The organism is Nitratireductor lacus (assembly GCF_056431025.1).
Genome location: NZ_JBWKMB010000009.1, coordinates 89,304 through 113,364, shown reverse-complemented (window position 1 = coordinate 113,364; position 24,061 = coordinate 89,304). Strand labels below are relative to the sequence as shown.

General features: G+C 65.5%; 24 protein-coding genes and 2 riboswitches. Of the genes, 10 read left to right on the top strand and 14 right to left on the bottom strand.

Annotation, left to right across the window (positions count from 1 at the left end):
• The first annotated feature begins 3 nt into the window (after window positions 1-3).
• The 6 genes from AC07E3_RS09650 to AC07E3_RS09625 all read left to right on the top strand — a co-directional run bounded on the left by AC07E3_RS09650 (window position 4) and on the right by AC07E3_RS09625 (window position 5,996).
• Complete coding sequence (locus tag AC07E3_RS09650; protein WP_478361517.1) at window positions 4-861, top strand: fumarylacetoacetate hydrolase family protein; 858 nt, start codon at window positions 4-6, stop codon at window positions 859-861.
• Complete coding sequence (locus tag AC07E3_RS09645; protein WP_478361515.1) at window positions 858-2,153, top strand: L-fuconate dehydratase; 1,296 nt, start codon at window positions 858-860, stop codon at window positions 2,151-2,153. Before AC07E3_RS09650 ends, AC07E3_RS09645 begins: the two co-directional genes overlap by 4 nt.
• The gene (locus tag AC07E3_RS09640) at window positions 2,150-3,190 is read left to right on the top strand and encodes an aldo/keto reductase (protein WP_336071300.1); all 1,041 of its coding nucleotides are present in this window, start codon (window positions 2,150-2,152) and stop codon (window positions 3,188-3,190) included. Before AC07E3_RS09645 ends, AC07E3_RS09640 begins: the two co-directional genes overlap by 4 nt.
• A complete protein-coding gene (locus AC07E3_RS09635; protein ID WP_229450791.1) occupies window positions 3,190-3,630 on the top strand; it encodes an RbsD/FucU family protein in 441 nt (146 codons plus the stop codon). Before AC07E3_RS09640 ends, AC07E3_RS09635 begins: the two co-directional genes overlap by 1 nt.
• Before the next feature lie 2 nt (window positions 3,631-3,632).
• Window positions 3,633-4,463, top strand: a complete 831-nt coding sequence (locus tag AC07E3_RS09630) for an amidohydrolase family protein (RefSeq protein ID WP_478361512.1) — start codon at window positions 3,633-3,635, stop codon at window positions 4,461-4,463.
• A gap of 315 nt (window positions 4,464-4,778) precedes the next feature.
• Window positions 4,779-5,996: a GTP-binding protein gene (locus AC07E3_RS09625; protein ID WP_478361510.1), complete on the top strand. Its 1,218-nt coding sequence runs from the start codon at window positions 4,779-4,781 to the stop codon at window positions 5,994-5,996.
• A 174-nt stretch (window positions 5,997-6,170) separates the two neighbouring features.
• Here AC07E3_RS09625 and cobF read toward each other — a convergent pair whose 3' ends face one another.
• Genes cobF through cbiE form a run of 8 tightly spaced genes read right to left on the bottom strand, consistent with a single transcriptional unit; the run spans window position 6,171 to window position 13,190 of the window.
• A complete protein-coding gene (gene cobF, locus AC07E3_RS09620) occupies window positions 6,171-6,932 on the bottom strand; it encodes a precorrin-6A synthase (deacetylating) (protein WP_478361508.1) in 762 nt (253 codons plus the stop codon).
• 2 nt (window positions 6,933-6,934) lie between these two features.
• Window positions 6,935-7,948: a nicotinate-nucleotide--dimethylbenzimidazole phosphoribosyltransferase gene (gene cobT / locus AC07E3_RS09615; protein WP_478361506.1), complete on the bottom strand. Its 1,014-nt coding sequence runs from the start codon at window positions 7,946-7,948 to the stop codon at window positions 6,935-6,937.
• Window positions 7,949-7,958: 10 nt separating this feature from the next.
• Window positions 7,959-8,711: an adenosylcobinamide-GDP ribazoletransferase gene (cobS, locus tag AC07E3_RS09610; protein WP_478361580.1), complete on the bottom strand. Its 753-nt coding sequence runs from the start codon at window positions 8,709-8,711 to the stop codon at window positions 7,959-7,961.
• Between the two features lie 4 nt (window positions 8,712-8,715).
• The gene (locus tag AC07E3_RS09605; RefSeq protein WP_478361504.1) at window positions 8,716-10,029 is read right to left on the bottom strand and encodes a cobyrinate a,c-diamide synthase; all 1,314 of its coding nucleotides are present in this window, start codon (window positions 10,027-10,029) and stop codon (window positions 8,716-8,718) included.
• Window positions 10,026-10,802, bottom strand: a complete 777-nt coding sequence (gene cobA, locus AC07E3_RS09600) for a uroporphyrinogen-III C-methyltransferase (RefSeq protein WP_478361502.1) — start codon at window positions 10,800-10,802, stop codon at window positions 10,026-10,028. Before cobA ends, AC07E3_RS09605 begins: the two co-directional genes overlap by 4 nt.
• On the bottom strand, window positions 10,799-11,563 hold the full coding sequence (cobM, locus tag AC07E3_RS09595) for a precorrin-4 C(11)-methyltransferase (protein WP_478361500.1): 765 nt from the start codon (window positions 11,561-11,563) through the stop codon (window positions 10,799-10,801). The genes cobA and cobM overlap by 4 nt, the downstream gene beginning before the upstream one ends.
• Window positions 11,560-11,964, bottom strand: a complete 405-nt coding sequence (locus AC07E3_RS09590; protein ID WP_478361498.1) for a cobalamin biosynthesis protein — start codon at window positions 11,962-11,964, stop codon at window positions 11,560-11,562. The genes cobM and AC07E3_RS09590 overlap by 4 nt, the downstream gene beginning before the upstream one ends.
• The gene (gene cbiE / locus AC07E3_RS09585; RefSeq protein ID WP_478361496.1) at window positions 11,943-13,190 is read right to left on the bottom strand and encodes a precorrin-6y C5,15-methyltransferase (decarboxylating) subunit CbiE; all 1,248 of its coding nucleotides are present in this window, start codon (window positions 13,188-13,190) and stop codon (window positions 11,943-11,945) included. The genes AC07E3_RS09590 and cbiE overlap by 22 nt, the downstream gene beginning before the upstream one ends.
• Between cbiE and AC07E3_RS09580 the strand changes: the two genes are divergently transcribed.
• Window positions 13,189-13,962 carry a cobalt-precorrin-6A reductase gene (locus AC07E3_RS09580; protein WP_478361494.1) on the top strand — a complete coding sequence of 258 codons (774 nt, stop codon included), beginning with the start codon at window positions 13,189-13,191 and terminating at the stop codon, window positions 13,960-13,962. The genes cbiE and AC07E3_RS09580 overlap by 2 nt on opposite strands.
• Here the strand turns inward: AC07E3_RS09580 and AC07E3_RS09575 are convergent.
• From AC07E3_RS09575 to cobW, 6 genes are read right to left on the bottom strand one after another with little or no spacing between them, the layout of a single operon-like run.
• Window positions 13,926-14,690 (bottom strand): precorrin-3B C(17)-methyltransferase, encoded by a 765-nt coding sequence (locus AC07E3_RS09575; protein WP_478361492.1) that lies wholly within the window; start codon window positions 14,688-14,690, stop codon window positions 13,926-13,928. The genes AC07E3_RS09580 and AC07E3_RS09575 overlap by 37 nt on opposite strands.
• Window positions 14,687-15,427, bottom strand: coding sequence for a precorrin-2 C(20)-methyltransferase (locus AC07E3_RS09570; RefSeq protein WP_478361490.1), 741 nt, complete (start codon window positions 15,425-15,427; stop codon window positions 14,687-14,689). Before AC07E3_RS09570 ends, AC07E3_RS09575 begins: the two co-directional genes overlap by 4 nt.
• Complete coding sequence (locus AC07E3_RS09565) at window positions 15,424-16,056, bottom strand: precorrin-8X methylmutase (protein WP_478361487.1); 633 nt, start codon at window positions 16,054-16,056, stop codon at window positions 15,424-15,426. The genes AC07E3_RS09570 and AC07E3_RS09565 overlap by 4 nt, the downstream gene beginning before the upstream one ends.
• On the bottom strand, window positions 16,057-17,244 hold the full coding sequence (cobG, locus tag AC07E3_RS09560) for a precorrin-3B synthase (protein ID WP_478361485.1): 1,188 nt from the start codon (window positions 17,242-17,244) through the stop codon (window positions 16,057-16,059).
• Window positions 17,241-20,573 (bottom strand): cobaltochelatase subunit CobN, encoded by a 3,333-nt coding sequence (gene cobN / locus AC07E3_RS09555; RefSeq protein WP_478361483.1) that lies wholly within the window; start codon window positions 20,571-20,573, stop codon window positions 17,241-17,243. Before cobN ends, cobG begins: the two co-directional genes overlap by 4 nt.
• Window positions 20,574-20,577: 4 nt before the next feature.
• Entirely contained in the window at window positions 20,578-21,615 is a 1,038-nt protein-coding gene (gene cobW / locus AC07E3_RS09550) for a cobalamin biosynthesis protein CobW (RefSeq protein WP_478361481.1), read from the bottom strand.
• A gap of 173 nt (window positions 21,616-21,788) precedes the next feature.
• Window positions 21,789-21,990, bottom strand: a riboswitch (cobalamin riboswitch).
• A 60-nt stretch (window positions 21,991-22,050) separates the two neighbouring features.
• Window positions 22,051-22,250, top strand: a riboswitch (cobalamin riboswitch).
• A gap of 35 nt (window positions 22,251-22,285) precedes the next feature.
• On the opposite strand from cobW, the gene AC07E3_RS09545 reads away from it, so the two are divergent.
• From AC07E3_RS09545 to cobO, 3 genes are read left to right on the top strand one after another with little or no spacing between them, the layout of a single operon-like run.
• Window positions 22,286-22,906, top strand: coding sequence for a HupE/UreJ family protein (locus AC07E3_RS09545; protein WP_478361479.1), 621 nt, complete (start codon window positions 22,286-22,288; stop codon window positions 22,904-22,906).
• A 15-nt stretch (window positions 22,907-22,921) separates the two neighbouring features.
• Complete coding sequence (cobU, locus tag AC07E3_RS09540) at window positions 22,922-23,440, top strand: bifunctional adenosylcobinamide kinase/adenosylcobinamide-phosphate guanylyltransferase (protein WP_478361477.1); 519 nt, start codon at window positions 22,922-22,924, stop codon at window positions 23,438-23,440.
• 1 nt (window position 23,441) lies between these two features.
• Window positions 23,442-24,056 carry a cob(I)yrinic acid a,c-diamide adenosyltransferase gene (cobO, locus tag AC07E3_RS09535; RefSeq protein WP_478361475.1) on the top strand — a complete coding sequence of 205 codons (615 nt, stop codon included), beginning with the start codon at window positions 23,442-23,444 and terminating at the stop codon, window positions 24,054-24,056.
• Window positions 24,057-24,061: the final 5 nt, after the last annotated feature.

The following is a 24,061-nucleotide window of genomic DNA, read 5'->3' as shown; positions in this document are numbered from 1 at the left end:
GACATGAAGCTTCTCCGCTACGGCCCGCGCGGCCAGGAAAAACCGGGCCTCCTGGACAATGAGGGCCGCGTGCGCGATCTCTCCGGCGTGATTGCCGATCTGGCCGGCCCCGCGCTTGAACCCGAGGGCATCGCCAGGCTGAAGGCGCTCGACCCGGCCAGCCTGCCGGCGGTCGAAGGCATGCCGCAGGACGGTCTGCGGCTGGGGCCCTGCGTGGGAAGCATCGGCAAATTCATCTGCATCGGTCTGAACTATGCCGACCATGCCGCCGAAACCGGCGCGGACATTCCAAAAGAACCGATCATCTTCAACAAATGGACCTCGTCCATTGTCGGACCGGACGACGATGTGGAACTGCCACGCGGCTCTCAGAAGACCGACTGGGAAGTGGAGCTCGGCGTGGTGATCGGCAAGGGCGGGAAATACATCGCGGAACAGGATGCCCTTTCCCATGTAGCCGGCTATTGCGTGGTGAACGACGTTTCGGAGCGGGAGTACCAGATCGAGCGCGGCGGCACCTGGGACAAGGGCAAGGGCTGCGACACGTTCGGCCCCACCGGCCCCTGGCTGGTGACGCCAGACGAGGTGAAAGACGTCGACAGTCTGGGCATGTGGCTGGAGGTCGATGGCAGGCGCTATCAGGACGGCTCCACGTCAACGATGATCTTCCGCGTGCCGGAGCTGATTGCCTATGTCAGCCGCTTCATGAGCCTGCAGCCCGGCGATGTGATCTCCACCGGAACGCCGCCCGGCGTCGGCATGGGGCAGAAGCCACCGGTCTATCTGAAAGGTGGCGAAGTGATGCGCCTCGGCATTGAAGGGCTGGGCGTACAGACACAGAAAGTCGTGAGCGCAAAATGACCAAGATTACCGGCCTGCGTACCATCGATGTGCGCTTTCCCACCTCGGACCATCTGGATGGCTCGGATGCGATGAACCCGGATCCGGATTATTCGGCAGCCTATGTGATCCTTGAAACCGACGGAGACCACGAAGGCCATGGCCTGACCTTCACCATCGGACGCGGCAACGAGATCTGCTGTGCGGCCATCGAGGCCATGCGCCATCTCGTCGTCGGGCTCGACATGAACTGGGTGGCCGAGGATATGGGCCGTTTCTGGCGTCACGTCACCTCCGACAGCCAGTTGCGCTGGATCGGGCCGGACAAGGGCGCGATCCATCTGGCGACGGGCGCGGTGGTCAATGCCGTGTGGGATCTGTGGGCAAGGATCGAAGGCAAGCCCGTCTGGCGGCTGGTCGCGGAGATGAGCCCCGAGGAACTCGTGCGCTGCATCGATTTCCGCTACATCACCGACTGCATCACGCCCGAAGAGGCGCTTTCCTTCCTGCGCGAAAAAACGGCAGGCAAGGAAGAACGGATCGCCACGCTCGAGCGTGAGGGCTACCCCTGCTACACCACATCCGCCGGCTGGCTCGGCTATGACGATGAAAAGTTGCGGCGGCTCTGCCGGGAGGCTGTGGATGCCGGGTTCCACCATGTGAAAATGAAGGTCGGCCGGGATATCGACGACGACATTCGCCGTTTGACCATCGCCCGCGAAGTGGTCGGCCCGGACGTCAATCTGATGATCGATGCCAACCAGGTGTGGGAGGTGGACGAAGCCATCGAATGGGTGAACCGGCTCTCCTTCGCCAAACCCTGGTTCATCGAAGAGCCCACCAGCCCGGACGACATCGAAGGGCATCGCAGGATCCGCGAAGGTGTCGCGCCGGTTGAGGTTGCCACCGGTGAAATGTGCCAGAATCGCATCATCTTCAAGCAGCTAATCATGCGTGGGGCCGTCGATGTGGTGCAGATCGATTCCTGCCGGCTCGGCGGTGTGAACGAGATTCTCGCCGTCATGCTGATGGCGGCGAAGCACGGGCTCAAGGTCTGCCCGCATGCCGGTGGCGTCGGCCTTTGCGAATATGTGCAGCATCTCTCCATGATCGACTATCTGTGCATCGCCGGCACACGCGAGGGGCGCGTCATCGAATATGTCGACCATCTGCATGAGCATTTTGTCGAACCCTGCGTGGTCCGCAACGCGGCCTATATGCCGCCGCGGGCGCCGGGCTTCTCCATCGAGATGAAACCGGCCTCGCTGGAGAAATACCGCCACCGCGCAGCCGGGGAGCGGGTGCCGGCATGAGAGCTTCGGATCCGGTTGCGCTGCGCGCCAGCACCGCGCAGCCGGTAACGCTGACGCGCATGGGATTTGGCGGCGCGCCGCTCGGCAATCTCTATCGCAGGGTTGAGGAAGCGGACGCGCAGGCGACGCTGCAGGCTGCCTTCGACGGCGGCATGCGCTATTTCGACACCGCGCCGCAATATGGCCTCGGGCTTTCCGAACAGCGCTTCGGTCAGGCCATCAGGCGCTTCGGGCGCGAGGCAATCACGCTCTCGACCAAGGTCGGGCGGCTTCTGGAAGACTGCGGGCCCGACGCGGTGACACCCACCGCCTTTGTCGACACGCCACAGAAGAAAATCGTCTACGACTACACCTATGATGGCGTGATGCGCAGCCATGAGGCGAGCCTTGCGCGGCTCGGTGTGGAGCGTGTCGACATCCTTCTCGTGCACGATGTGGACGTTTTCACCCACGGCAGTCAGGAGGCAAGCGACGCGAAGGTGCGCGAGCTTTTCGACGGTGGTGGCTATCGCGCGCTCTGCGAGCTGAAAGAGGCGGGGCAGGTGCGGGCCATCGGCGCGGGCGTCAATGAATGGCAGGTGTGCGAACGCCTGCTCGGGCTGGGGGATTTCGACGCTTTTCTCTTGGCCGGGCGCTACACGCTTCTGGAACAGGAAGCGCTCGACAGTTTCCTGACGCTTTGCGTGAAGCGCGATGTCGGCATTATTCTAGGCGGACCCTACAATTCCGGCATTCTGGCGACCGGGGCCATTGAGGGCGCGCGCTACAATTACGAGCCCGCGCCAGCAGACATTCTTGAAAGGGTGCGGCGGATCGAGGCCGTGTGCGCGGCGCATGGCGTGCGGTTGATCGAAGCGGCTCTGCAATTCGTGATGGGGCACCCGGCGGTGCGCACGGTTATCCCCGGTGCGATGACACCGGAAGAAGTGCAGGCGAACATCGCGCTCTTTTCGCGTAACGTGCCTGCCGGACTGTGGTCTGACCTCAAGGGCCAGAACCTGATCCGGCCCGACGCACCGACCCCGGAGGAAAACTGATGCTGCGTGGTATCGACCCCATTCTCTCGCCCGATCTCCTGCGCATCCTGCGCGCCATGGGCCATGGCGACGAGATCGTCATTGCCGATGCGAACTTTCCCGGCGAGGCGAGCGCGCGCGATTTCGTGCGGCTCGACGGCATTTCCGCGCCGCGTGTGCTGGAAGCGGTTCTGAGCGTGATGCCGCTCGATTCCTTCGTCGACGATCCGGCGATCAGCATGCAGATGGTGGACGACCCAGATGGTGTGCCGCCTGTGGTGGCCGAGTTTCAGACAGTGATAGACCGGGTGGCCGACAACCCGGCGCAGATCAGGCCGCTGGAGCGCTTTGCCTTCTATGACCGCGCGCGCGATGCCTTTGCCGTCATCCAGACCGGCGAGCGGCGCTTTTACGGCAATGTGATCCTGAAGAAAGGCGTTCTGCCGCAAGAGGGCGCCTGACCATGCGCCGGATCGATGCCCACCAGCATTTCTGGAAGCCTTCGCGCGGCGACTATGGCTGGCTGACGCCGGAGCTCTCCACGATCTACCGCGATTTCCTGCCCGACGATCTCAAGCCCCTCATGGAGGCCGAAGGCATTGACGGCACGGTTCTGGTGCAGGCGGCGCCCAGCGACGCGGAAACGGATTTCATGCTCTCGCTGGCCGACGAGAACGCCTTCATCAGGGGCGTTGTCGGCTGGGTCGATTTCGAAAGCCCGGACGCCTCGGCGCGCATCGCGGAACTGGCCGCCCATCCTCTATTCAAGGGCCTGCGCCCCATGATTCAGGACATCCCCGACCCGGACTGGATGCTGCATCCGCAACGCGACGCGGCGTTTCGCGCGCTGATCGACCACGGGCTCGTCTTCGATGCGCTGGTGCTACCACGCCACCTGAAAAATCTCGCCGTTCTGGTGGACCGCTATCCCGAAATGGCCGTGGTGATCGACCATTGCGCCAAGCCGGACATTGCATCGGGTGCATTCGAGGCATGGGCCGAAGACATGGCGTCTCTTGCCACGCGCGAGCGGGTCTCGTGCAAATTATCCGGCCTGGTGACGGAAGCGGGGGAAGGCTGGGACCAGGAAAAGCTTCAGCCCTATGCCGATCATGTGTTGACGGTCTTCGGACCGGGCCGTGTGATCTGGGGCAGCGACTGGCCGGTCTTGACGCTTGCCGCAAGCTATTCCGACTGGTGCGAAGCGACCGCCGCACTGCTCCAGCGGTTTGATGCGGCGGACTGGGAGGCAATCCTCGGTGGCAATGCCGGGCGCATCTACGCGCTGAGCTGACCGCAGCTCTCCTGGAGCGATTCACCGTTTCGCGGAAATGCAACTCCTCTCTATGTGTCTGTTTTTCCGCATTTGTGCAGGCGTCATGTGATTCCACCTGACTGCAAAATGCTGCAATCGTTCAGGGCTGTCCTCGGCATCGCAGCCTTGAGCCTTCCCACGCCATTCGCCCCGCCCGCCCTGAGCCGGGCAACCTTGCCGATGCGGTCAATTCACATGATTTTCCTCCTGCTGCGCTTTCGTTCCAGCTCGCCCCACTTGCGCATCTGGAATGTTATGATATTACATTCCATTCATCAGCCAGAGGAGCCATCCATGCCCAATCCGGACAACCGCCTGCCCGTCACCGTCCTTTCCGGCTTTCTGGGGGCGGGCAAGACGACGCTTCTGAACAATGTGCTCAACAACAGGGCAGGCCGCAGGGTGGCGGTAATCGTCAACGACATGTCGGAAGTGAACATCGATGCCGATCTGGTGCGCGAGGGCGGCGCGAACCTTTCGCAGACCGACGAGAAGCTGGTGGAGATGACCAATGGCTGCATCTGCTGCACGCTGCGCGACGATCTCCTGAAAGAGGTGCGGCGCCTGGCAGCGGAAGGGCGGTTCGACTACCTGCTGATCGAATCCACCGGCGTTTCGGAACCGCTGCCGGTGGCGGCCACATTCGAATTCCGCGATGAGAAAGGCGTGAGCCTTTCCGATGTCGCACGGCTCGACACCATGGTCACGGTGGTCGACACGCTGAACCTGCTCGAAGACTATGCCAGCCATGATTTTCTGCGCGACCGGGGCGAGGTCGCGGGCGAGGGGGACGAGCGCACGCTTGTGGATCTTCTGGTCGATCAGATCGAGTTCGCCGACGTCGTGATCCTGAACAAGGTGAGCGACGCCGGCCCGGAGCGCCTCGATACGGCACGCAAGATCGTCACCGCACTCAATCCCGATGCGCAGATCGTCGAAACCGATCATTCGCGTGTTGCGCCAGAGCGCATCTTCGACACGGGGCTTTTCGATTTCGAGGCGGCGCACCAGCACCCGCTCTGGGCCAAGGAGCTTTACGGCTTCGCCGATCATGTGCCGGAGACGGAGGAATATGGCGTTTCCTCCTTCGTCTACCGTGCGCGGCGGCCCTTCCATCCGCAGAAAGTGCATGCGGTGCTGAATGCGCCGTTGCCGGGGGTCATCCGCGCGAAAGGGCATTTCTGGGTGGCGACGCGGCCCGACTGGGTGGCGGAGTTCAGCCTGGCGGGCGCGCTATCCAGCGTGAAGCCGCTTGGCACCTGGTGGGCGGCTGTGCCGCGCGAGCGCTGGCCGAACCACCCGGAAGCGAAAGCCTTCATGGACCGCTACTGGAGCGAACCCTATGGGGACCGGCGGCAGGAGCTGGTCTTCATCGGCACCGGCATGGACCGCGAACGCATTACCGCCGCGCTGGACGCTGCTCTGGTGGGAAGCGCGACGCGGTTTGATCCCGAAGAATTCCGTGCGCTGGCGGACCCTTTCCCGCGCTGGCAGCGGGCGCGGGCGGCCTGAGGCGAGGGTGCCGGCAGCGCGTGTTCTCTCCCTCGCCCTTCGACAAGCTCAGGATGAGGGAGAGAGGCAACTTAGCGCCAGCGTCGAGGTGCAAGGGCGAGGCGCTACATAGCCCTCATCCTGAGCTTCCTGAGCCTGTCGAAGGGCGAAGGACGGGGGCGGGATGACGCAAACCTACCGCCTCACCCGCAAGAGATAGGTATCCATGATCCAGCCCTTGTCTTCCCGCGCCTTGGCGCGCGTCTCGACGATCCGTCCGGCGACTTCCCCAAGCGGGCCGGCGATGAGCAGCTCGTCCTCCGTGCCGAGATAGGCCCCCCAGAAAATCTCGTAGGCATCTGCGTCGAGCGTCTGAAAAGCGCCGTCGCCGTCGAGCATGACGAGAAGCGTGTCGGCGTTCGGCGGAAAGCCCTCCGCCTTCAGCCGCCTTCCGGTGGTGATCAGCACCGAACCGCCGATCGTATTGATCGGCATGCGATGACTGGCCGCGAGCGCCTGAATGCTGGTGATCCCCGGCACCACTTCCAGCGCCACGGCAAGCGCGGTTTCCCGGCGCATGTGCTCGATGATGCGCAGCGTGCTGTCATAGAGCGAAGGGTCGCCCCAGACGAGAAACGCCGCGCGGCCCGTCTCGCCCGTATGCGCCGCAAGCAGTTCGCCATAGGCGCGGGCGATGGCCATGTGCCAGTCGTCCACGCCCCGGCGATAGCTTGGATTGGCGGCGTCACGCACCGGCAGGTCGAACTCCACGATCCGCGTCTGCCGGTTTTCCAGAAACCGCTCGCAGATCACCCGGCGCAGATCGGCCAGATCCTCCTTCGCTTCCCCCTTGCGGGGGATGAGGATCACGTCAGCCCGGTTCAGCGCATTGATGCCCTGCACCGTCATATGTTCGGGATTGCCGGTGCCAATGCCGATGAGCGAAAGCGTGCGCATGATCAGCCGTCCGAAACGCCGGCTTCGGCAAAGGTCGCCATGCCGTTGTGGCAGGCAAGCGCGCCGCGCAGAATGTTGATCGCAAGGCATGCGCCGGACCCTTCGCCAAGCCGCATGTCGAGATCGAGCAGCGGCTTGAGGCTGAGTTCGCCAAGCAGCCTGCGGTGTCCGGGTTCGGCGGAAACATGGCCGGCAATGGCATGTGCCAGGCCGTCTTCGCCAAGGCGCGCAAGCGGCGCGACCGCCGCGCCGCACACGAAACCGTCGAGCAGGAGGGGAATGCGCTTTTGCCGCGCGGCAAGGGCAGCGCCGAACATGGCGGCAAGCTCGCGCCCGCCGACACGGCGCAGCGCCTCAAGCGGATCGGAAAGCGCCTCGCCATGGCAGGCAAGGGCTGCATCCACGGCCTCGGCCTTGCGCGACAGGCCCGCATCGTCAACGCCTGTGCCGCGTCCCACCCAGTCGGCTCCCCGGCCACCGAACAGGGCTGCGGCAAGTGCCGCTGCGGCGGTGGTGTTGCCGATGCCCATTTCCCCGAGTGAGATCAGATCGGCTCCCTCCGGCACCGCATCGAAACCGGTCTGAACGGCCTTCAGGAAATCCGCTTCATCCATGGCCGGCGCCTGCGTGAAATCTGCCGTGGGCCGCTCGATCTCCAGCGGGGTGACGGTGAGGCTCGCTCCCGCCTGTTTCGCGAGCTGGTTGATGGCCGCGCCTCCGGCGGAGAAATTCGCCACCATCTGCGCCGTCACCTCGGCCGGAAAAGCCGAAACACCGCGTGCGGTCACACCATGGGAGCCGGCGAAAATCAGCACATGAACCCGGTCGAGCGCAGGTTTCTCACGCCCCTGCCAGCGGGCCATCAGGATGGATGTTTCCTCCAGCCGCCCAAGGCTGCCGGGCGGCTTGGTGAGCACGGCCTGGCGGGCCGTTGCAGCCTGTGCGGCGTCATCGTCGCCCGCGGGCCGGACGTTGCAGGTGGCACGCAGATCATCAAGCGTAGCAAGGCGGGTCATGAGGGTCCTTTCAGGTGAAATGGGCGACGGCGGCGATGAGCACGATGGTTTCGGCAAGCTGCTGCAGCGTGCCGAGCACATCGCCCGTCTGTCCGCCGATCTGTTTTTCGGCGAGCCATTTGATGAAAAAGAGCGCCAGCAAGAGAAGCGGCGCGGCGATGAGCGCGAAGCCGGGGCCGGGAACAAGAAGCAGAACGCCACCAATCGCCAGCGCGACAAGAACGGTGCCTTTCGACGGTTGCCCGGCGCCCGCCGAAAGCCCGTTTTCGCGCGCCGGTGGCGAAAGGCGCATCAGCGCCGGCATGAGGGCGCGCGAGGCCGTGTGGGCGATCACCAATGCCGGTATGGCGGCAAGACCCAGCGAAGAAAGCGCCGTCCAGCGCATAAGAAACGAGAGGATCAGCGCGGCGACACCATAAGAGCCAATGCGGCTGTCCTTCATGATGGCGAGCTTCTTCTCGCGCGTCGAACCGCCGCCGAAACCATCGGCCACATCGGCCAGCCCGTCCTCATGCAGACCGCCGGTCACGAGCGTGCCCGCCGCGAGCGCGAGGGCGGCAGCGATGGTGGCCGGCAGGCCGAGCGCCATCGCGCCCGCAACCACCGCGCCGCAGAGCGCACCGACCGCGAGACCGGCGAGCGGTGCTGCCCATTGGGCGGCGGCGAAACCGCGCGCGGGCATCTCGAACGCCGGCAGCGGAAGCCGCGTGTAGAAGCCAATACAGGCTGCGATGTCGCGGAGGGCGTCGCGGGGTCCCACCATCATGTCAACTCCGCGCTATGGCGTGGAAATAGGTGCCCGACACATGCCCGCGCCGCGCGCCGGAGGGACCGAGGTCGCGGCCCTGCCCATCCGCCAGCATGGCGAGCGGCGCATCGCTGCCCGGCTCCACCAGCCGCGAATAGTGGAACTCATGACCACGGATCGTCTCGCCCTTGCTGCCGATGGCGCAGTCGCTCATGAGCGTTGCCTGCCGGTAGCCGAGGTTCATCTTGCGCTTCGCATAGCTCGTCACATGACCGAGCAGACCCAGCATGGTGTGGCGAACGCCCTCGGCATCCTCCAGCGCCTCACCCAGAACCATGAACCCGCCGCACTCGCCGTGTATGGGTCGGTTCTCCGCGAAAGCCTTCATCGACGCGCGAAAATTCTCCGCAGCAGCAATCCGCCCCGCATGAAGTTCGGGATACCCACCCGGCAGCCAGCAGGCGTCAGCGCTTTCCGCCGGTCCCTCATCGGCAAGCGGCGAAAAGGGCAGAAGCTCGGCCCCCGCCTCGCGCCAGTGCCGGGCGAGATGCGGATAGAGGAAGCTGAAAGCGGCATCCTGCGCGATGGCGATGCGTTGCCCCGGCGGTGGCAGAAGCCGCGCCGCATCGCCCGCCTGCATGGAAAGCGGCACGGCGGCTTTCATCACGGCGTCGAGGTCGATGGCCTCTTCCATCACATCGGCAAGCCGCTCGATGAAAGCTTCCAGCGCGGCATGTTCGCTCGCCTGCACAAGGCCCAGATGCCGCTCCGGCAACGCCATGTCCGGGTTGCGGTAGACCGCGCCCAGAACCGGAATGCCGATGGCCTCGATGGCATCGCGCGCCATCGCTTCATGGCGTGGGCTCGCCACCTGATTGAGCACCACGCCGGCAATCCGCACCTTCGGGTCGTAGGCGGCGAACCCCTTTGCCAGCGCAGCAGCCGTCTGCGACTGGCCGGACACATCGAGAATGACAAGGCAGGGCACATCATAAAGCCGCGCGATGTCGGCTGCCGCACCGGATCGTCCCGGTTCCGAAACGATGCCGTCGAACAGGCCCATCGCGCTTTCGATGAGCAGCATATCGGCATGCTCGCTTTGCCGGCTTCCAAGATGGGCGAGCAGATCCGGGTGCATGGCCCAGCTATCCAGATTGACGCCGGGATGCCCCGTCGCCGCCTGATGAAAGCCGGGATCGATATAGTCGGGGCCGGATTTCGCGCCCCGCACGGCAAGACCGCGCCTTTTGAGCGCGCGCATCAGGCCGATGGTGACGCTGGTCTTGCCCGAGCCCGAACGCGCCGCGCCGATGATGATCGCCCGCGCTGTCATGACAGCGCCTCGCGCAGCGCGACGATGCCGCCGATCACGATGATGGAAGGGGAGCCGAAGCCCTGCTCTTCCGCTTGCGAAACAAGGGACGAGAGCGTGGTGGTGAGGATGCGCTCATCCGGCTTGGTCGCATTCATGATGAGGGCGGCGGGCGTGTCGCCCGCCATGCCGCCGGAGGTGAGTGCGTCCACGATCAGGGCAAGCTTGTGCATCCCCATATAGATGACGATGGGCTGCCCCGTTTTTGCCAGCGCCGCCCAGTCCAGATCGTCCGGCGTGCCGGCGGCGTGGCCGGTGGCGAAAATCACCGCCTTGTTCACCCCGCGCATGGTGGCGGGAATGCCCGCATCGGCAAGTGCGCCCACCGCCGAGGTGATGCCCGGCAGAAAGCGGAAGGGAATGCCGGCAAGCGCCAGCACCAGCGCTTCTTCGCCGCCACGGCCAAACATGTTCGGGTCGCCGCCTTTCAGCCGCAGAACCCTGTGCCCCGCCTCGGCCTCGGCCACCATCAGCCGGTTGATTTCATCCTGCGCCGTGGAAGGCTGGCCGGCGCGTTTGCCGACAAAGATATGTCGGGCCTGGGGCGCGGCTTTCAGGACCTCTGGATCCACCAACGCGTCATAAATCACCACATCCGCCGCATCGAGCGCGGCCAGAACACCGAGTGTCAGGCAGGCAAAGCCACCGGGGCCAGCACCCGCAAGCCACACATGGCCCGGCTCGAAGGGCGTTGGTTCAAAGGGCAGGCGGTTGAGCGCCTCGAGCAAACTCATAATCCCGCCCGCCCGCGAAACCGGCGCTGGTAATCGGCGCTGTAGAGCGCGCTTTCGCGAAAATCCTCCGCGCCCAGCCCCGGCCCGACGAGAATGAGCGCCGTGCGCTCGATGGGATCTTTCGCCATCTCCGCTTCGATGGTGGAAAGCGTGCCGCGCAGAATGCGCTCATCCGCCCAGCTAGCGCGAGCGACGATTGCGACCGGGCAGTCGGGGCCGTAATGCGGGGTCAGCTCCGCCACCACACGGTCCAGCGCGTGAATGGCGAGATGGATCGCGAGCGTCGTACCCGTGGCCGCGAAATTGGCCAGTGTTTCCCCTGCTGGCATTTTCGAGGCGCGGCCGGAAATGCGGGTCAGAACAAGGCTCTGCGTCACTTCCGGAATGGTCAGCTCGCGTCCCAGCGCCGCCGCAGCCGCCGAGAAGGAAGGCACGCCCGGCGTCAGCGTGTAATCGATGCCGAGTGCGGCAAGACGGCGGAGCTGTTCGGCAACCGCGCTCCAGACGGAAAGATCGCCCGAATGCAGCCGGGCAATGTCCTCGCCCGCTTCATGGGCGCGGATATATTCCGCCTCGATCTCTTCCAGCGACATGGGCGCGGTGTTGACGATGCGCGCTCCCGGCGGGCAATGGGCGAGCAACTCCTCCGGCACCAGCGAACCGGCATAAAGGCAGACCGGGCAACGCGCGATCAGGTCGCGGCCGCGAACGGTGATGAGGTCGGCAGCGCCCGGTCCGGCGCCAATGAAATGAACGGTCATGATTGTCTTCCGGTGGTCGCGATGGCGCAGGTCACGCCGTCAAGTGTGAGCCTCGGCCCGAGAAGCCGGGCGGCTGGGCCGCAGACGGCCAGCGCCGCCGCCTCCGAGGCCGATGGCAGGCGAGTGGCGGAGAGCGCCTGTTCCGAGCGGGTCAGGCAGTGCGTCGCCGCCGCCTGCAGTGCAGCTTCGTCAGCAATGACAAGCGGCAGGCCGAGCGCCTTTGCAGCATCCGTCAGGCCGGGCTCGTCCCGTTTCCGGGGCACGGTCGCCAGCGCGTCGAGCCTGTCCCGTGCGATGTCATGCGTTGCCAGAGCGGCGTCGAGCGCGGCAAGAACCGCGTCACGCGTGACGCCCTTTCTGGCTCCAAACCCGGCGCAGATCATGGTTTCCTCCAGCGCCATTGAAGCACCGGCATGGCCGGGCGCAGCGCCGTCATGCCGCCAACGGGGGCCGCGCGCGCGATGGCGATCTCGATCAGTTCCCCGCCGTGCCGCCCATGGCAGTCGATCAGAAGCGCCTGCGTTTCGAGCGTCACCCCGTTTGCGACAAGGCGACCTCCGCTCCCAAGAGCAGCAATCGCCGCTTCCATCAGCCCCGGCACGGTCGCCCCGCCACCGATGAAAACCACATCGGGCGCGGCAAGGCCCGCGAGCGCGGCGGGAGCCTTTCCCTCAACCACAGTGAGCTGCGGCACGCCCATGCGCTCCGCATTGCGGGCAATGCGCGCCGCCCGCTCCCCGTCCGCCTCAATGGCGATGGCGCTGAGCGATGCGTGCTGCCGCAGCCATTCGATGGAAATGGAGCCTGAACCCGCTCCGATGTCCCAGAGCCGTTCACCGCGTTTCGGGGCAAGCGCGGAAAGCGTGATAGCCCGCACCTCCGCTTTGGTGATCTGCCCGTCATGCTCGAAAAGCCCGTCTTCAAGCCCGGTTCCAAGCGGCAGGATGCGCGCATCCTCATCCGCCGCCACCTCGATGGCGACCAGGTTCAGATCGTCAAAACCGTCTGCGGAAAGCGCGGAAGCCATGAAGCTGACCTGCTTTTCGCGCGCGCCCCCCAGCGCTTCCAGAACGTGAAAGCGAGAGGGGCCAAAACCCTCTCCCGTGATCAGCTCCGCAATCGCAGCCGGAGCCGCGCCATCGGATGTGAGCGCGAGAATGCGCGCGCCGGGATGAAGCAGCGGGCGGATCAGCGCAACGGGCCTGCCATGCAGCGAAACCGTCTCGACCGATTGCAGCGGCCAGCCAAGCCGGGCAGCAGCAAGCGCGAAGGAAGAAGGCGCAGAAAAGACGCGCATCTCATCCGCCGGAATGCGCCGCGTCAGCGTCGCACCCACACCGAAGTGAAACGGATCGCCTGAAGCGAGCACGCAGACCTTCTTGCCTCTCAACGCTTCGATCTCATCGAGCGCCTTGCCGAAGGGGGAGGGCCATGGACGCCTCTCGCCCACAATCTCCTCTGCCGCAAGTTCAAGATGCCGCGCACCCCCGAACACGATCTCCGCATCGGCAATCGCGCGGCGTGCTTCCCCGCCAAGTCCGGCCAATCCGTCCTCGCCGATCCCCACGATGGTAAGCCAGCGCCTTGAGGTTTCCGCTTGACTCAAAAATGCTCTAGAAGACGTCATGGCAAAGCAGACCCTTCTCATTCTCGGTGGAACAGGCGAAGCGCGGCGGCTCGCGGAGCGGCTCTGCGCGCGCAGCGCGCTGCGTGTCATCACCTCGCTTGCCGGGCGCACAAGCACACCGGAAGCCTTGCAGGGCGAGGTGCGTGTTGGCGGTTTCGGCGGGGCCGATGGGCTTGCGCGTTACCTCGAGGACGAAGGCATCGACCTGATGGTGGACGCCACGCATCCCTTCGCCGCGCGCATGGCGCGCAATGCGGCGGAAGCGGCCCACCTGACCGGCGTGCCGCTCATCACGCTCATGCGTCCCGCCTGGCAGCCGGTCGCCGACGACAACTGGCAGATCGCGTCCGGCATGGCCGAAGCGGCAACGCTGCTCGGCCCTGAGCCCCGTCGCGTCTTTCTGGCCATTGGCCGGCAGGAAGTTCAAATGTTTCGCGCGGCGGCGCAGCATCATTATCTGGTGCGCAGCGTGGAGCCGGTCGAACCGTCCCACCTGCCGGCGAATGCCGCATGCATTCTGGCGCGCGGTCCATTCTCCGAAAACGATGAAATCGCGCTGCTCGCCGATCATCGTATCGACATCGTGGTCGCCAAGAACAGCGGCGGCGCCGCGACCTATGGCAAGATCGCAGCCGCGCGCAGGCTCGGCCTGCCGGTGATCATGATCGACCGGCCAAAACCGACTGGCGCAGCCGTCGTGGCCGACATCGAAGATGCGATGGGCGCGATCGATGCTCATCTGGCGGCTCCCGTCGCCGAGCGCGGCGCATAGACCAGCGGCGGTTTGCCGGAGCGCTCGATCAGGCGTGTTTCTGGCGAACCGATGATGACGCAGGTGGCCATATCGGCCATCTCGCCACGCGCCTCATTGAGCGGAACAATCGCCATGCGCTCGTCGGGCCGGCCTGCGGCGCGGCCGAACACGACCGGCGTGGAGGCCGGCAGAATGCCATTCAACAGTTCAAAGGCGCGGCCAAGCTGCCAGGGCCGGGCGCGGCTGATCGGATTGTAGAGCGCGATCACGAAGCCCGCACCGGCAGCCGCAGCCAGCCGGGTTTCGATCAGGTCCCAGGGCTTCAGATTGTCCGAAAGCGATATGGCGCAGAAATCATGGCCGAGCGGCGCGCCCACGCGGGCCGCCACCGCAAGCATGGCCGTCAGCCCCGGCACGATCTCCAGATCGAGCGCGCGCCATTCCTGCGGCCCGTGCTCGATGGCCTCGCACACGGCCGCCGCCATGGCGAAAACACCTGCATCCCCGCCCGAAACCACGGCCACGTGCCTGCCTTCGGCGGCCATCGTGAGCGCCGCCTTCGCGCGGGCCAGCTCTTCCCGGTTGTCGGAGGCGTGACGGGTCTGGCCATCGTTCAGTTCGAGCCGGTCGAGATAGGGACCGTAGCCAAAGAAATCGCTTGCGGCCGCAATGGCCACGCGCGCCTCCGGCGTCGTCTGTGCCGGTTTTCCGGGGCCGGTGCCTATGACGACGAGACGCCCGCTCATGCCACGCCCTCCTGCGGCCTGGCCTGCCAGCCCGGTCCGAGCACGAGCGAGAAATAGGGCGCGGTGTCGTCGGCCTTGTCGGCGAGCGGCGTCATGCTTGTGTTGTCCATCGTGCCGCGTTCCACATAGACGGTGCCGCCAAGCCTGCCGGCGCGGGCCAGCGCCCGGCGGATTTTCGGCAGATTGCGCCCCACCTTCATGATGACGAAGGCTTCCGTATCGCTCACGCGGCGCGCCAGCTCGTCTTCGGCAAGCGTGCCGGGAAGAACCGTCATGATGTCGTCGCCCTGAACGATGGCGATGCCTGCCTGCGACCAGCAGCCGGACATGGCCGTGATGCCGGGGATCACCTCCGCCGGATAGTGCGCGGCAAGCCGCACATGCAGATGCATGTAGGAGCCGTAGAACAGCGGATCGCCCTCGCTCAGAACGGCAACCGTGCGCCCCGCATTCAGATGCGTTTCCACCGCGCGCGCCGAAGCTTCGTAAAAGCCGGTGATGGCCGCGATGTAGCGCGGGTCGGTCTTGTCGATCTCGGTCGTGACGGGATATTCGAGCGGCAGCTCCTCGATGCCTTCCGGTAAAAGCCCCTCGACCGTGCGGCGGGCATTGCCCCTGCGCCCACGCTTGGCGAAGTAGGCCACCACATCCGCCCGCTCCAGCGCTTTCAGCGCCTTGACGGTGATGAGTTCGGGATCGCCGGGTCCGGTGCCGACACCAATCAGGGTTCCGCTCACAGTCCGGCCCTCGCAAGTGCGTTGATGGCCGCCGCGGTCATGGCGCTGCCGCCCATGCGACCACGCACGATGGCGAAGGGAATGCCAAGCCCGCTCTCGGCCAGCGCTTCCTTGGATTCCATCGCTCCGACGAAACCGACCGGCATGCCGATGATGGCGGCAGGCTTCGGCGCACCGGCGCGCAGCATGTCGAGCAGGTAGAAGAGCGCGGTCGGCGCGTTGCCGATGGCCACCACCGCGCCCTCCATGTGCCCGCGCCACAGTTCCAGCGCGGCAGCGGAACGCGTGTTTCCGAGCTCCCGCGCAAGCTCCGGCGTGCGCGCATCGCGCAGGGTGCAGATCACATCGTTTTCGGCGGGCAGCCGCGTGCGCGTCACACCGCGCGCCACCATCTCCGCATCGCACAGGATCGGCGCACCGGCTTTCAGCGCCGCGCGGCCAGCCGCCACGAACCCTTCGGAAAAGACGAAATGTCTTGCGGCCTCCACAAGCCCGCAGGCATGGATCATGCGGATGGCCACATCGGCCTCTTCCGCGCTGAAGCGCGCGAGATCGGCCTCGGCGCGGATGATCGCGAACGACTTTTCATAGATTGCGTTGCCGTCGCGTATGTACTCGGTTTCTTGCATTCAGCCTGACTTTCGAAGAAGGGCGGCGCGCAGCGTTTCGCCACGCTCGATGAGGAAGGTGCGAAGGCGTTCGGAAGGCTTTGCGCCGACGCAGGAAAGGGTGCAGCCACCTTCAATCGCGATCAGGTTCACCGCAGCCCCGGCGGGCTGGGCGCATCCTTTTTCGCAGGCCGAAAGGTGAAGGCGGAACGGGCCATCGGGCAGACCCGCCGCAGCCGCCTCGGCGGCAAGCGCCTTGGCATCGAACCGCGCTGAAGCGCAGGCGGGCGCGCCGGCGCAGGCGGCTATGAAGAGGCGGGGATCATGCGCGTCCGTGACAAAGCCAAAGGCGTGAGCTGCCTGAAGCACCTCCTTGTGTCGGGCGTCGTTGAGACCGAGCAGCAACAGGCCGCTGCGTGGCGCGAGGCGAATGTCCCGTGCATCGCTGGCAACCTCGCAGAGCGCAATAAGGGCCTCCGCCGCGATCTGACCGAAGGGCAGGGCGATGCCCAGCGCACTTTCCCCGCCTTCTAGCGCGAACCGACCAACCGGCGCGCTATCAGCCCGTGCTGGATATTCCGCAGATGGATCAAGTCCCGTCCGGAGCGCATCCTTCTGCGCCTGCGTGAAATCGCGCGCCCGCCCGCCGGTCTGCGCCAGAAGATCGAGCACAGTGAGCGCTACAGCACCCACCGCCTGCTCATCGCCTGAGCCTAGCCAGTGCGCCGTCGCGCCATTGCCGCCAAGGCCGATTAGCCAGGAACCATCGCCCAGCGCCACGAGTTTGATGTCGGCGCTGATCGCATCGAGATGCAACGCTCCGCCTTCATCCACGGTAACCGACACCTTTGGGGCGAGCAGCGCAGCATAACCACGCTCTGCCACATGTGCATTGATGCGCTCCGCAAGCGGAGGAGGAGGGGCGAGCGGTGCGGTCTCCACCGCAAAGCCATCCACAGGACCAAGCTCCAGCGCGTTGATTTCCGTGGCAAACAGGGGGGCGCTCTCAGTAGTCAGTCCGCGTATCTGCAATTTGCCGCGCGCGGTCACTTCCAGAATACCGTTGCCATGACGGCGCGCGGCCCGCGCGATGCCTGCAAGTTTTTCAGGCGTCAGCGCGCCATGGGCCGGCGCAATCCGCGCAAGCAGCCCGTCGCCGGTCTTCATGGGGGCGGAGAGTGTGGGGCATGCGCCGCGCCGCATCGTCATGCCGTCGCCTCCGCAAGAAGTGCGGCCAGATCGGCATCGACAGAGTTGCGGCGCGGGTGCCAGAGGCCGCGCCTTCGCGCAGCGTGAAACCGTTCCGCCATGGCGCGGGCCGCCGCCGGGTTCTCTTCAAGCAGGAAATCGCGCACACGCTCATCGCCGAGATAGGCATCGAACACGGCATCGATCAGGCTGCCTGAAACCGCATCCGTGGTCTCGGCGAAGCCGATCAGCCGGTCCACCGTTTCCGTCAGTTCCGCCGCGCCACGCGGGCCATGGCGCAACTGCCCTTCGATGAAGCGCGGATTGACGGCGCGGGCACGCACGGTGCGGGCAATGGCCTGCGCCAGAGAGCGGGCACGCGGGCGCTCCGGATCGGTCGTGTCGAGCACCACCAGATCGGCCTTGCCGCCCAGCGCTTCCACCGCCGCCGCAAACCCGCCGATAAAGGCCACATCCGCCGAACCTTCGAGAATGTCGCGCCCGGCATCGTCGCCGGTGTGGAGAAGCATGTCGGCGTCCGCCACCTGCCGTGCAAACGCGCCGTCTTCGAGCCGGCCTTCGCCCTCCGCACCGCCGAAGGCATAGGCCCCGGCGGCGAGATAGGCTTGTCCCAGTTCGGCGCGCTCCTGCCAGTTTCCGCGCGCCAGCTTTTCTTCCGGCCCCGCGCCATAGGTGCCGGGAGCGGAGCCGAAAATACGCGCCGGAGCCTTGCCGACCTTCCGGGCGGCAGCGGCAAGCGGGTTTTCGCTGTCGTCCTCGTCACGCGCGGCCACGGCGGCGATGCCCGTGTCGAGCAGCGCGATCTGGGTGGGAAACATGTCGCGAAACAGACCCGAGATACGCCAGGTCACGTCGATGCGCGGACGGCCAAGGCTGGCCGGCGGCAGCACTTCGATGCCCGTTACACAGCCCGTCGCCTGATCCCATTGCGGGCGGCAGCCCATCAGCGCCAGCCCCTGTGCGATCTCCTCGCCGCCGGTGCGCAGGCTGGCGCTGCCCCAGAGATCGATCACCAGCGAGCGCGGCCAGTCGCCATGCTCCTGCAGATAGCCGCGCACGGCCTCGTCCGCCGCCATTTTGCCAAGCGCGGTTGCGGTTGGCGTGGGAAGCGTGCGCGGGTCGGCGGTGAAGATGTTGCGGCCGGTCGGCAAAACATCGGTGCGCCCCCGCGCCGGCGCGCCGGAGGGGCCGGGCGCGATGTGTCTGCCATCGAGTGCGGCCAGAAGCGCACGCTTTTCGCTTTCCGCGCAGGCGCGGCGTTCGGGCGCTTCATCCATGCCGCTGCCCCGGCCATAAATGTGCAGCCCGTCCTTGATGGCGAAATCTTTCAGATCGCAGAGCCAGGCGTCGATCTGCATCAGAGCCGCATCCGTGTCGCCCGTGTCCTCAACGCCGGCATCACAGGTCAGGCCGGTGCGCTCGGCGGTTTCCACGATCAGCCGCGCCAGCCGGTCGCGGCGGCGGCGGTCCAGACCGTCAGCCTGCGCATATTCATCCACCAGCCGTTCCAGCTCCTGCTGGTCCTGCGAAAGCCCTGCGCCCGCCAGCGGCGGCGTCAGATGCCCCAGCGTCACCGCGCCAATGCGGCGCTTGGCCTGCGCGGCTTCGCCCGGATTGCTGACGATGAAGGGATAGACCACCGGCAGCGCGCCAGCCACGATCTCCGGAAAACAGGTTTCCGTCAGCGCCACGGTCTTGCCCGGCAGCCATTCCAGCGTGCCATGCGCGCCCACATGGATCAGCGCATGGGCATCGAGCCCCTCCCGCATCCAGTGGCCGAAGGCGACGAGCGCATGGCGCGGCGCAAGGGTCGGGTCGTGATAGTCCACGCGTCGGTCCGCCGAGCGCCCCCGGTCCGGCGCAAGCGCCACGGTGACATTGCCGAACCGTGCCGCGCGAAACGGAAAGACGCCATCCTCCGCATCGTCTTCGGCCGGTCCCCATGTGGCGATCAGCTTCTCGCGCGCCTCTTCGGGCAGTGCATCGAAAGCGGCACGATAGTCTTCCAGCGAAAGCGCTTCCGAAACCTGTTCAAGCCGCTGCATCAGCGCCCTTGGCGTCTCCGGAACACCGTCAACCGCATAACCCGCTTCGCCAAGGTCGTGCAGCATGGCAAGCACGCTCGACGGCACGTCGAGACCCACCGCATAGCCGGTGCGCCCTGGCGCGCTTGGATAATCCGGGATCAGGATGACGATGCGGCGCTCGACCTTTGGTGTGCGGGCAAGTTTCAGATGCGCGGCAATCCTTGCCGCCACCTGCCTTATGCGCGCAGGTTCGGGCCGGTTGCGCTGAACGCCGAAGGAAAGCCCTTCATCCAGCGCCGCCTCATCCTTGAAGGAAATCGTGCCGGCCATCAGACGGCCATCGAGTTCCGGCAGCACCACATGCATGGCGAGGTCGGCGGGTGCCAGACCGCGCTGGCCTTCCTGCCACGCTTCGCGCCGCGTGGTGGCGGTGACCACCTGAAAAACCGGCACGCCAAACCGGTCGAACAGTGTTTTTTCGCCGGGTTCCGCACCGCTGGAAAAGGCCGTTGCGGTGATGAGCGCCTGCGGCTTCAACGTCTCCACGGCGTCGCGCACGAAACCGGCGGCAACCGGGTCGCGCAGGCTGGAAACAAAGATCGGGACGGCGCAAAGACCCTGTTCCTCAAGCGCCTCCACCAGCGCATCGATGGGCGCGACATCGCTGGCAAGCAGCATGGAGCGATAAAAGAGGATCGGAACGATTGCCCTGCCGGGCAGCGTGGCGAAAAAATCGGCCTCCACAATGCCATGGCCCGGCGCATAGAAGCCGGCCTTGGCCACCGGTTCGGCCTCCGGCGCTTCGGTATCCCGCCCCGCAAGGCGCGCCATCTGCATGGTCAGCGCGCGCATATTGTCCGGCCCGCCTTCGCGGAAGCAGGCGAGCAGCGCCGCGCGCGCTTCCGGCGAAACGGTGGAACGCTCGGCAAGGCGCGGGTCGTCCTGATGGCATTCGCCGGGCAGCAATGCCAGCGCAATGCCCTTTTGCCGGGCCAGCGCGGAAAGCCGGTCGCAGCCATAGCGCCACCACTCATAGCCGCCCAGAACCCGCACCAGAATGGTGCGGGCATGCGCTGCCGTGTTGTCGATCCACAGATCGACCGACATGGGGTGTCTGAGATCGCGCAGCGCGGCAAGGCGCAGCGAGGGCAGGGCCTCGCGCCCGGCCTGCCATGCAGAGGCGATCCCCGCCAGATCGCTGTCGGTGAACGACAGCGCCACCATATCCGCCGGCGATTGTTGCAGATCGACAGGCTCGATCAGATCGTCGAGAGAAGCGGTGGTGGTGGCGAGGATGTGCATCGGATCACGCCGAGAGAAGGCTTTCGATGCGCGCGCGGTCGATGCCCTTGAGGCCGATCACGACGAGCCGCGTTTCCGCGGCTTCGCCGGCCTTCCATGGGCGGTCGTAATGATGCGAAACGCGCGGGCCAACTGCCTGCACCTGCAGGCGCATGGGCTTGCCCTTCACATGGGCGAACCCCTTGAGGCGCAGAACCTCGCCGGTTCCCACCGCCGCGTTGACGCGCGCTTCCAGATCTTCAGGCCGCAGGACCGATGGCAGATCGACAACGAATGTATCGAAATCATCGTGCTCGTGGTCATGCGCATCGTCGTGATGCGTCTTGCGGTTCTCGATATCGTCCTCGACCGCGAGGCCGAGGCCCAGCAGCAGCGCCGGGTCCACCTTGCCGTGCGCGCTCGGCACGATCTGCACATTGCGCGCCAGATGGTCTTCGATCCGCGCGCGGGCGCGCTCGTTGCCTTCCGCGTCCAGAAGGTCGCTCTTGGACAATACGATCAGATCAGCGCAGGCCACCTGATCGTCGAACACCTCTTCGACCGGATCGTCATGGTCGAGCGAATCGTCCGCGGCGCGCTGCGCGGCGAGCGCATCCATGTCGTTCGCCACCTGACCGTCGGCCAGCGCCGGCCCGTCCACCACGGCGATGACGCCATCAACGGTGACGCGATTCTTGATGGCCGGCCACTGAAATGCCTGCACCAGCGGCTTGGGCAGGGCCAGACCCGAGGTCTCGATCAGGATGTGATCCACCTTCGGTTCGCGCGCGAGGATCTGGTCGAGTGCCGGAACGAAATCGTCGGCCACGGTGCAGCAGATGCAGCCATTGGCCAGTTCCAGAACGTTTTCCTCCGGACAGGTGTCGAGCCCGCAACCTTTCAGCACCTCGCCATCGACGCCCGCATCGCCGAATTCATTGACGATGATGGCAAGCCGCTTGCCCTTGGTGTTTTCCAGCACATTGCGGATGAGCGTTGTCTTGCCGGCACCGAGAAAGCCGGTCACGACGGTGCAGGGCACACGATTGAAGCTCGTGGTCATGGGATATCCTTCAGACGGAGTGTGGTGAATGCGGGGATGCGGGCGAGGGAGACGCAAGCCCTTTCAGGCCGCGTTTGGGCAAGGTTGCCATGAATGGCAGAGAGAAGGCGCGCGGTGGCGCAATCGGCAATCACAATGCACACTCCTTGCCCGGGACACCCGCCAGGCGGACAGGATTTCACTTTCAGACGGCAGGTTTCCTGGCTCACGGGTCGCCGCGCTCTCCAGCCTTCCCAGGGCGTTGCCCCAGTGGCGTGTCAGGTGCGCTCTCCGCTTACAGTTGCGGGGACAGCTGCGGCATTGGGCAAGGCCCGCACCGCATTCCCTCTTAGCCTCCTCCCTTGAGGGAAGAGGACCGTCTGCCTCGCATTTATGGCTCGCCCGGCACGTCTGTCAATGCGTGAAGAAAGCGTTTGCCGGAAGAGGCTGTTCCTGTATGGTCGGGCCGCTGTCGGTTCCGCTGAAGCGGACCAGAGGGAACATGGTGCGGCGCAAAATGCGCCAAGGCCATGGCTGCCCCCGCAACTGTAAGCGGTGAGCGTTTTCCTGATCGCCACTGAGGCATGACGCCTTGGGAAGGCTGGAAAACGCTTCGACCCGCAAGCCAGGAAACCTGCCGACAGCATGAAAGAAACACCGTATCCCTCGGGTGGAGGGGAAAGGACCGGACATGACCACGCGTATCGCACGCATTTTTTCCGTATTCGCTTTTGCATCGCTCTTCGCAACCAGCGCCGAGGCCCATCACGCCATGGACGGGCAGACGCCCACGACCCTCTATGAGGGACTGGTCTCGGGTCTGGCGCATCCCGTGATCGGGCTCGATCATCTGGCCTTCATCGTCGCCGCCGGCCTGTTGGCTGCCGTTGCCGGCATGAGCCTTTTTGCGCCGCTTCTGTTCGTCGCCGGTTCGCTGATCGGCGTCGGTCTGCACCTGATGCTACTTGATCTGCCGGCGGCGGAAATCATCATCGCGGCAAGCGTTCTTGCCGGCGGCTGGCTTCTGGCGCGCGGCCGGGCGGTGGAGAACCAAATCCTCGTCTTCGCCCTGTTCCTGGTGGTCGGCTTGTTCCATGGCTATGCCTTCGGCGAAGCCATCGTCGGCAGCGAAGAGACGCCGCTCATCGCCTATCTCGCCGGCCTTGCCGCAATCCAGAGCGTCATCGCGCTTGGCGTCTATTTTCTGGTCCGTTCGCGCGGCTGGGCCGTCGAGGCCATGCAGCCCCGGCTTGCCGGTGCCGCCATCCTTGGCGTCGGCGTGACCTTCCTTGCCGGGCATCTTGTCGGCTGAGCCGGCAAAATAGCGATGCGATCCCTTCATTTCGTTCTGGGCGGCGCGCGCTCCGGCAAGAGCCGCCATGCCGAGACGCTGATCGAGGCCGCACCCGCGCCCTGGCACTACATCGCCACGGCGCAGGCCTTCGATGACGAGATGCGCGAACGCATCGCCATGCACCGCGCGCGGCGCAAGGAGGCGGGGGCGGGGGCGTGGCAGACGCACGACGCCCCGCTCGACCTGCCGGGCGTACTTGAGAAATTGCCGGCCCGCGAAACGGTTCTGGTCGATTGCCTGACCCTGTGGCTCAGCAATCTCATGCTGAACGACCATGAGCTGCAGCCTGCCGCCGAGAGACTGGTTGCAGCTTTTGCCGCAAGAGAAGGAACCACGGTTCTCGTTTCCAATGAGGTCGGCTTCGGCATCGTGCCCGAAACCCCGCTCGGACGCCGTTTCCGCGATGAGGCGGGGTTCCTGAACCAGAAAGTCGCCGCCACTGCCGACAGCGTCACGCTGGTGGTTGCCGGCCTTCCCATGAAAGTGAAGTGACATGCGAGAGATCGACGCAAACGAAGCCGAGCGCCACAAGGCAAAGATGGCCAAACGCAAGGCGGTTCAGGATGCCGAGGTGCGCGACAAGACGGTCGAGAAGGGGCTTCTGATCGTCAATACGGGGCCGGGCAAGGGCAAATCCACCGCCGCCTTCGGTCTTGCGCTGCGCATGCTCGGCCATGGTCGCCGGGTGGGTGTCGTGCAGTTCATCAAGGGTGCCTGGCACTGCGGTGAGAAGGATGCCTTTGCCGCCTTTGGCGATCAGGTCTCCTGGCACACGATGGGTGAGGGCTTCACATGGGAAACGCAGGATCTCGAGCGCGATATCGCCGCCGCCGAGCGGGCATGGGAAAAGGCCGAGGAACTGATGGCCGACCCGACCATCGGTCTGGTCGTTCTCGACGAGCTGAACATCGCACTGCGCTACGACTATCTCGATCTTGAGCGTGTCGTGACCGCGCTGACCGACCGGCGCGACGACCTTCATGTGGTCGTGACCGGCCGCAACGCCAAGCCGCTATTGACCGAGGCCGCCGACCTCGTCACCGAAATGGGGCAGGTGAAGCATCATTTCGCCGCCGGCGTGAAAGCGCAGAAGGGTGTGGAGTTTTAGGGCGC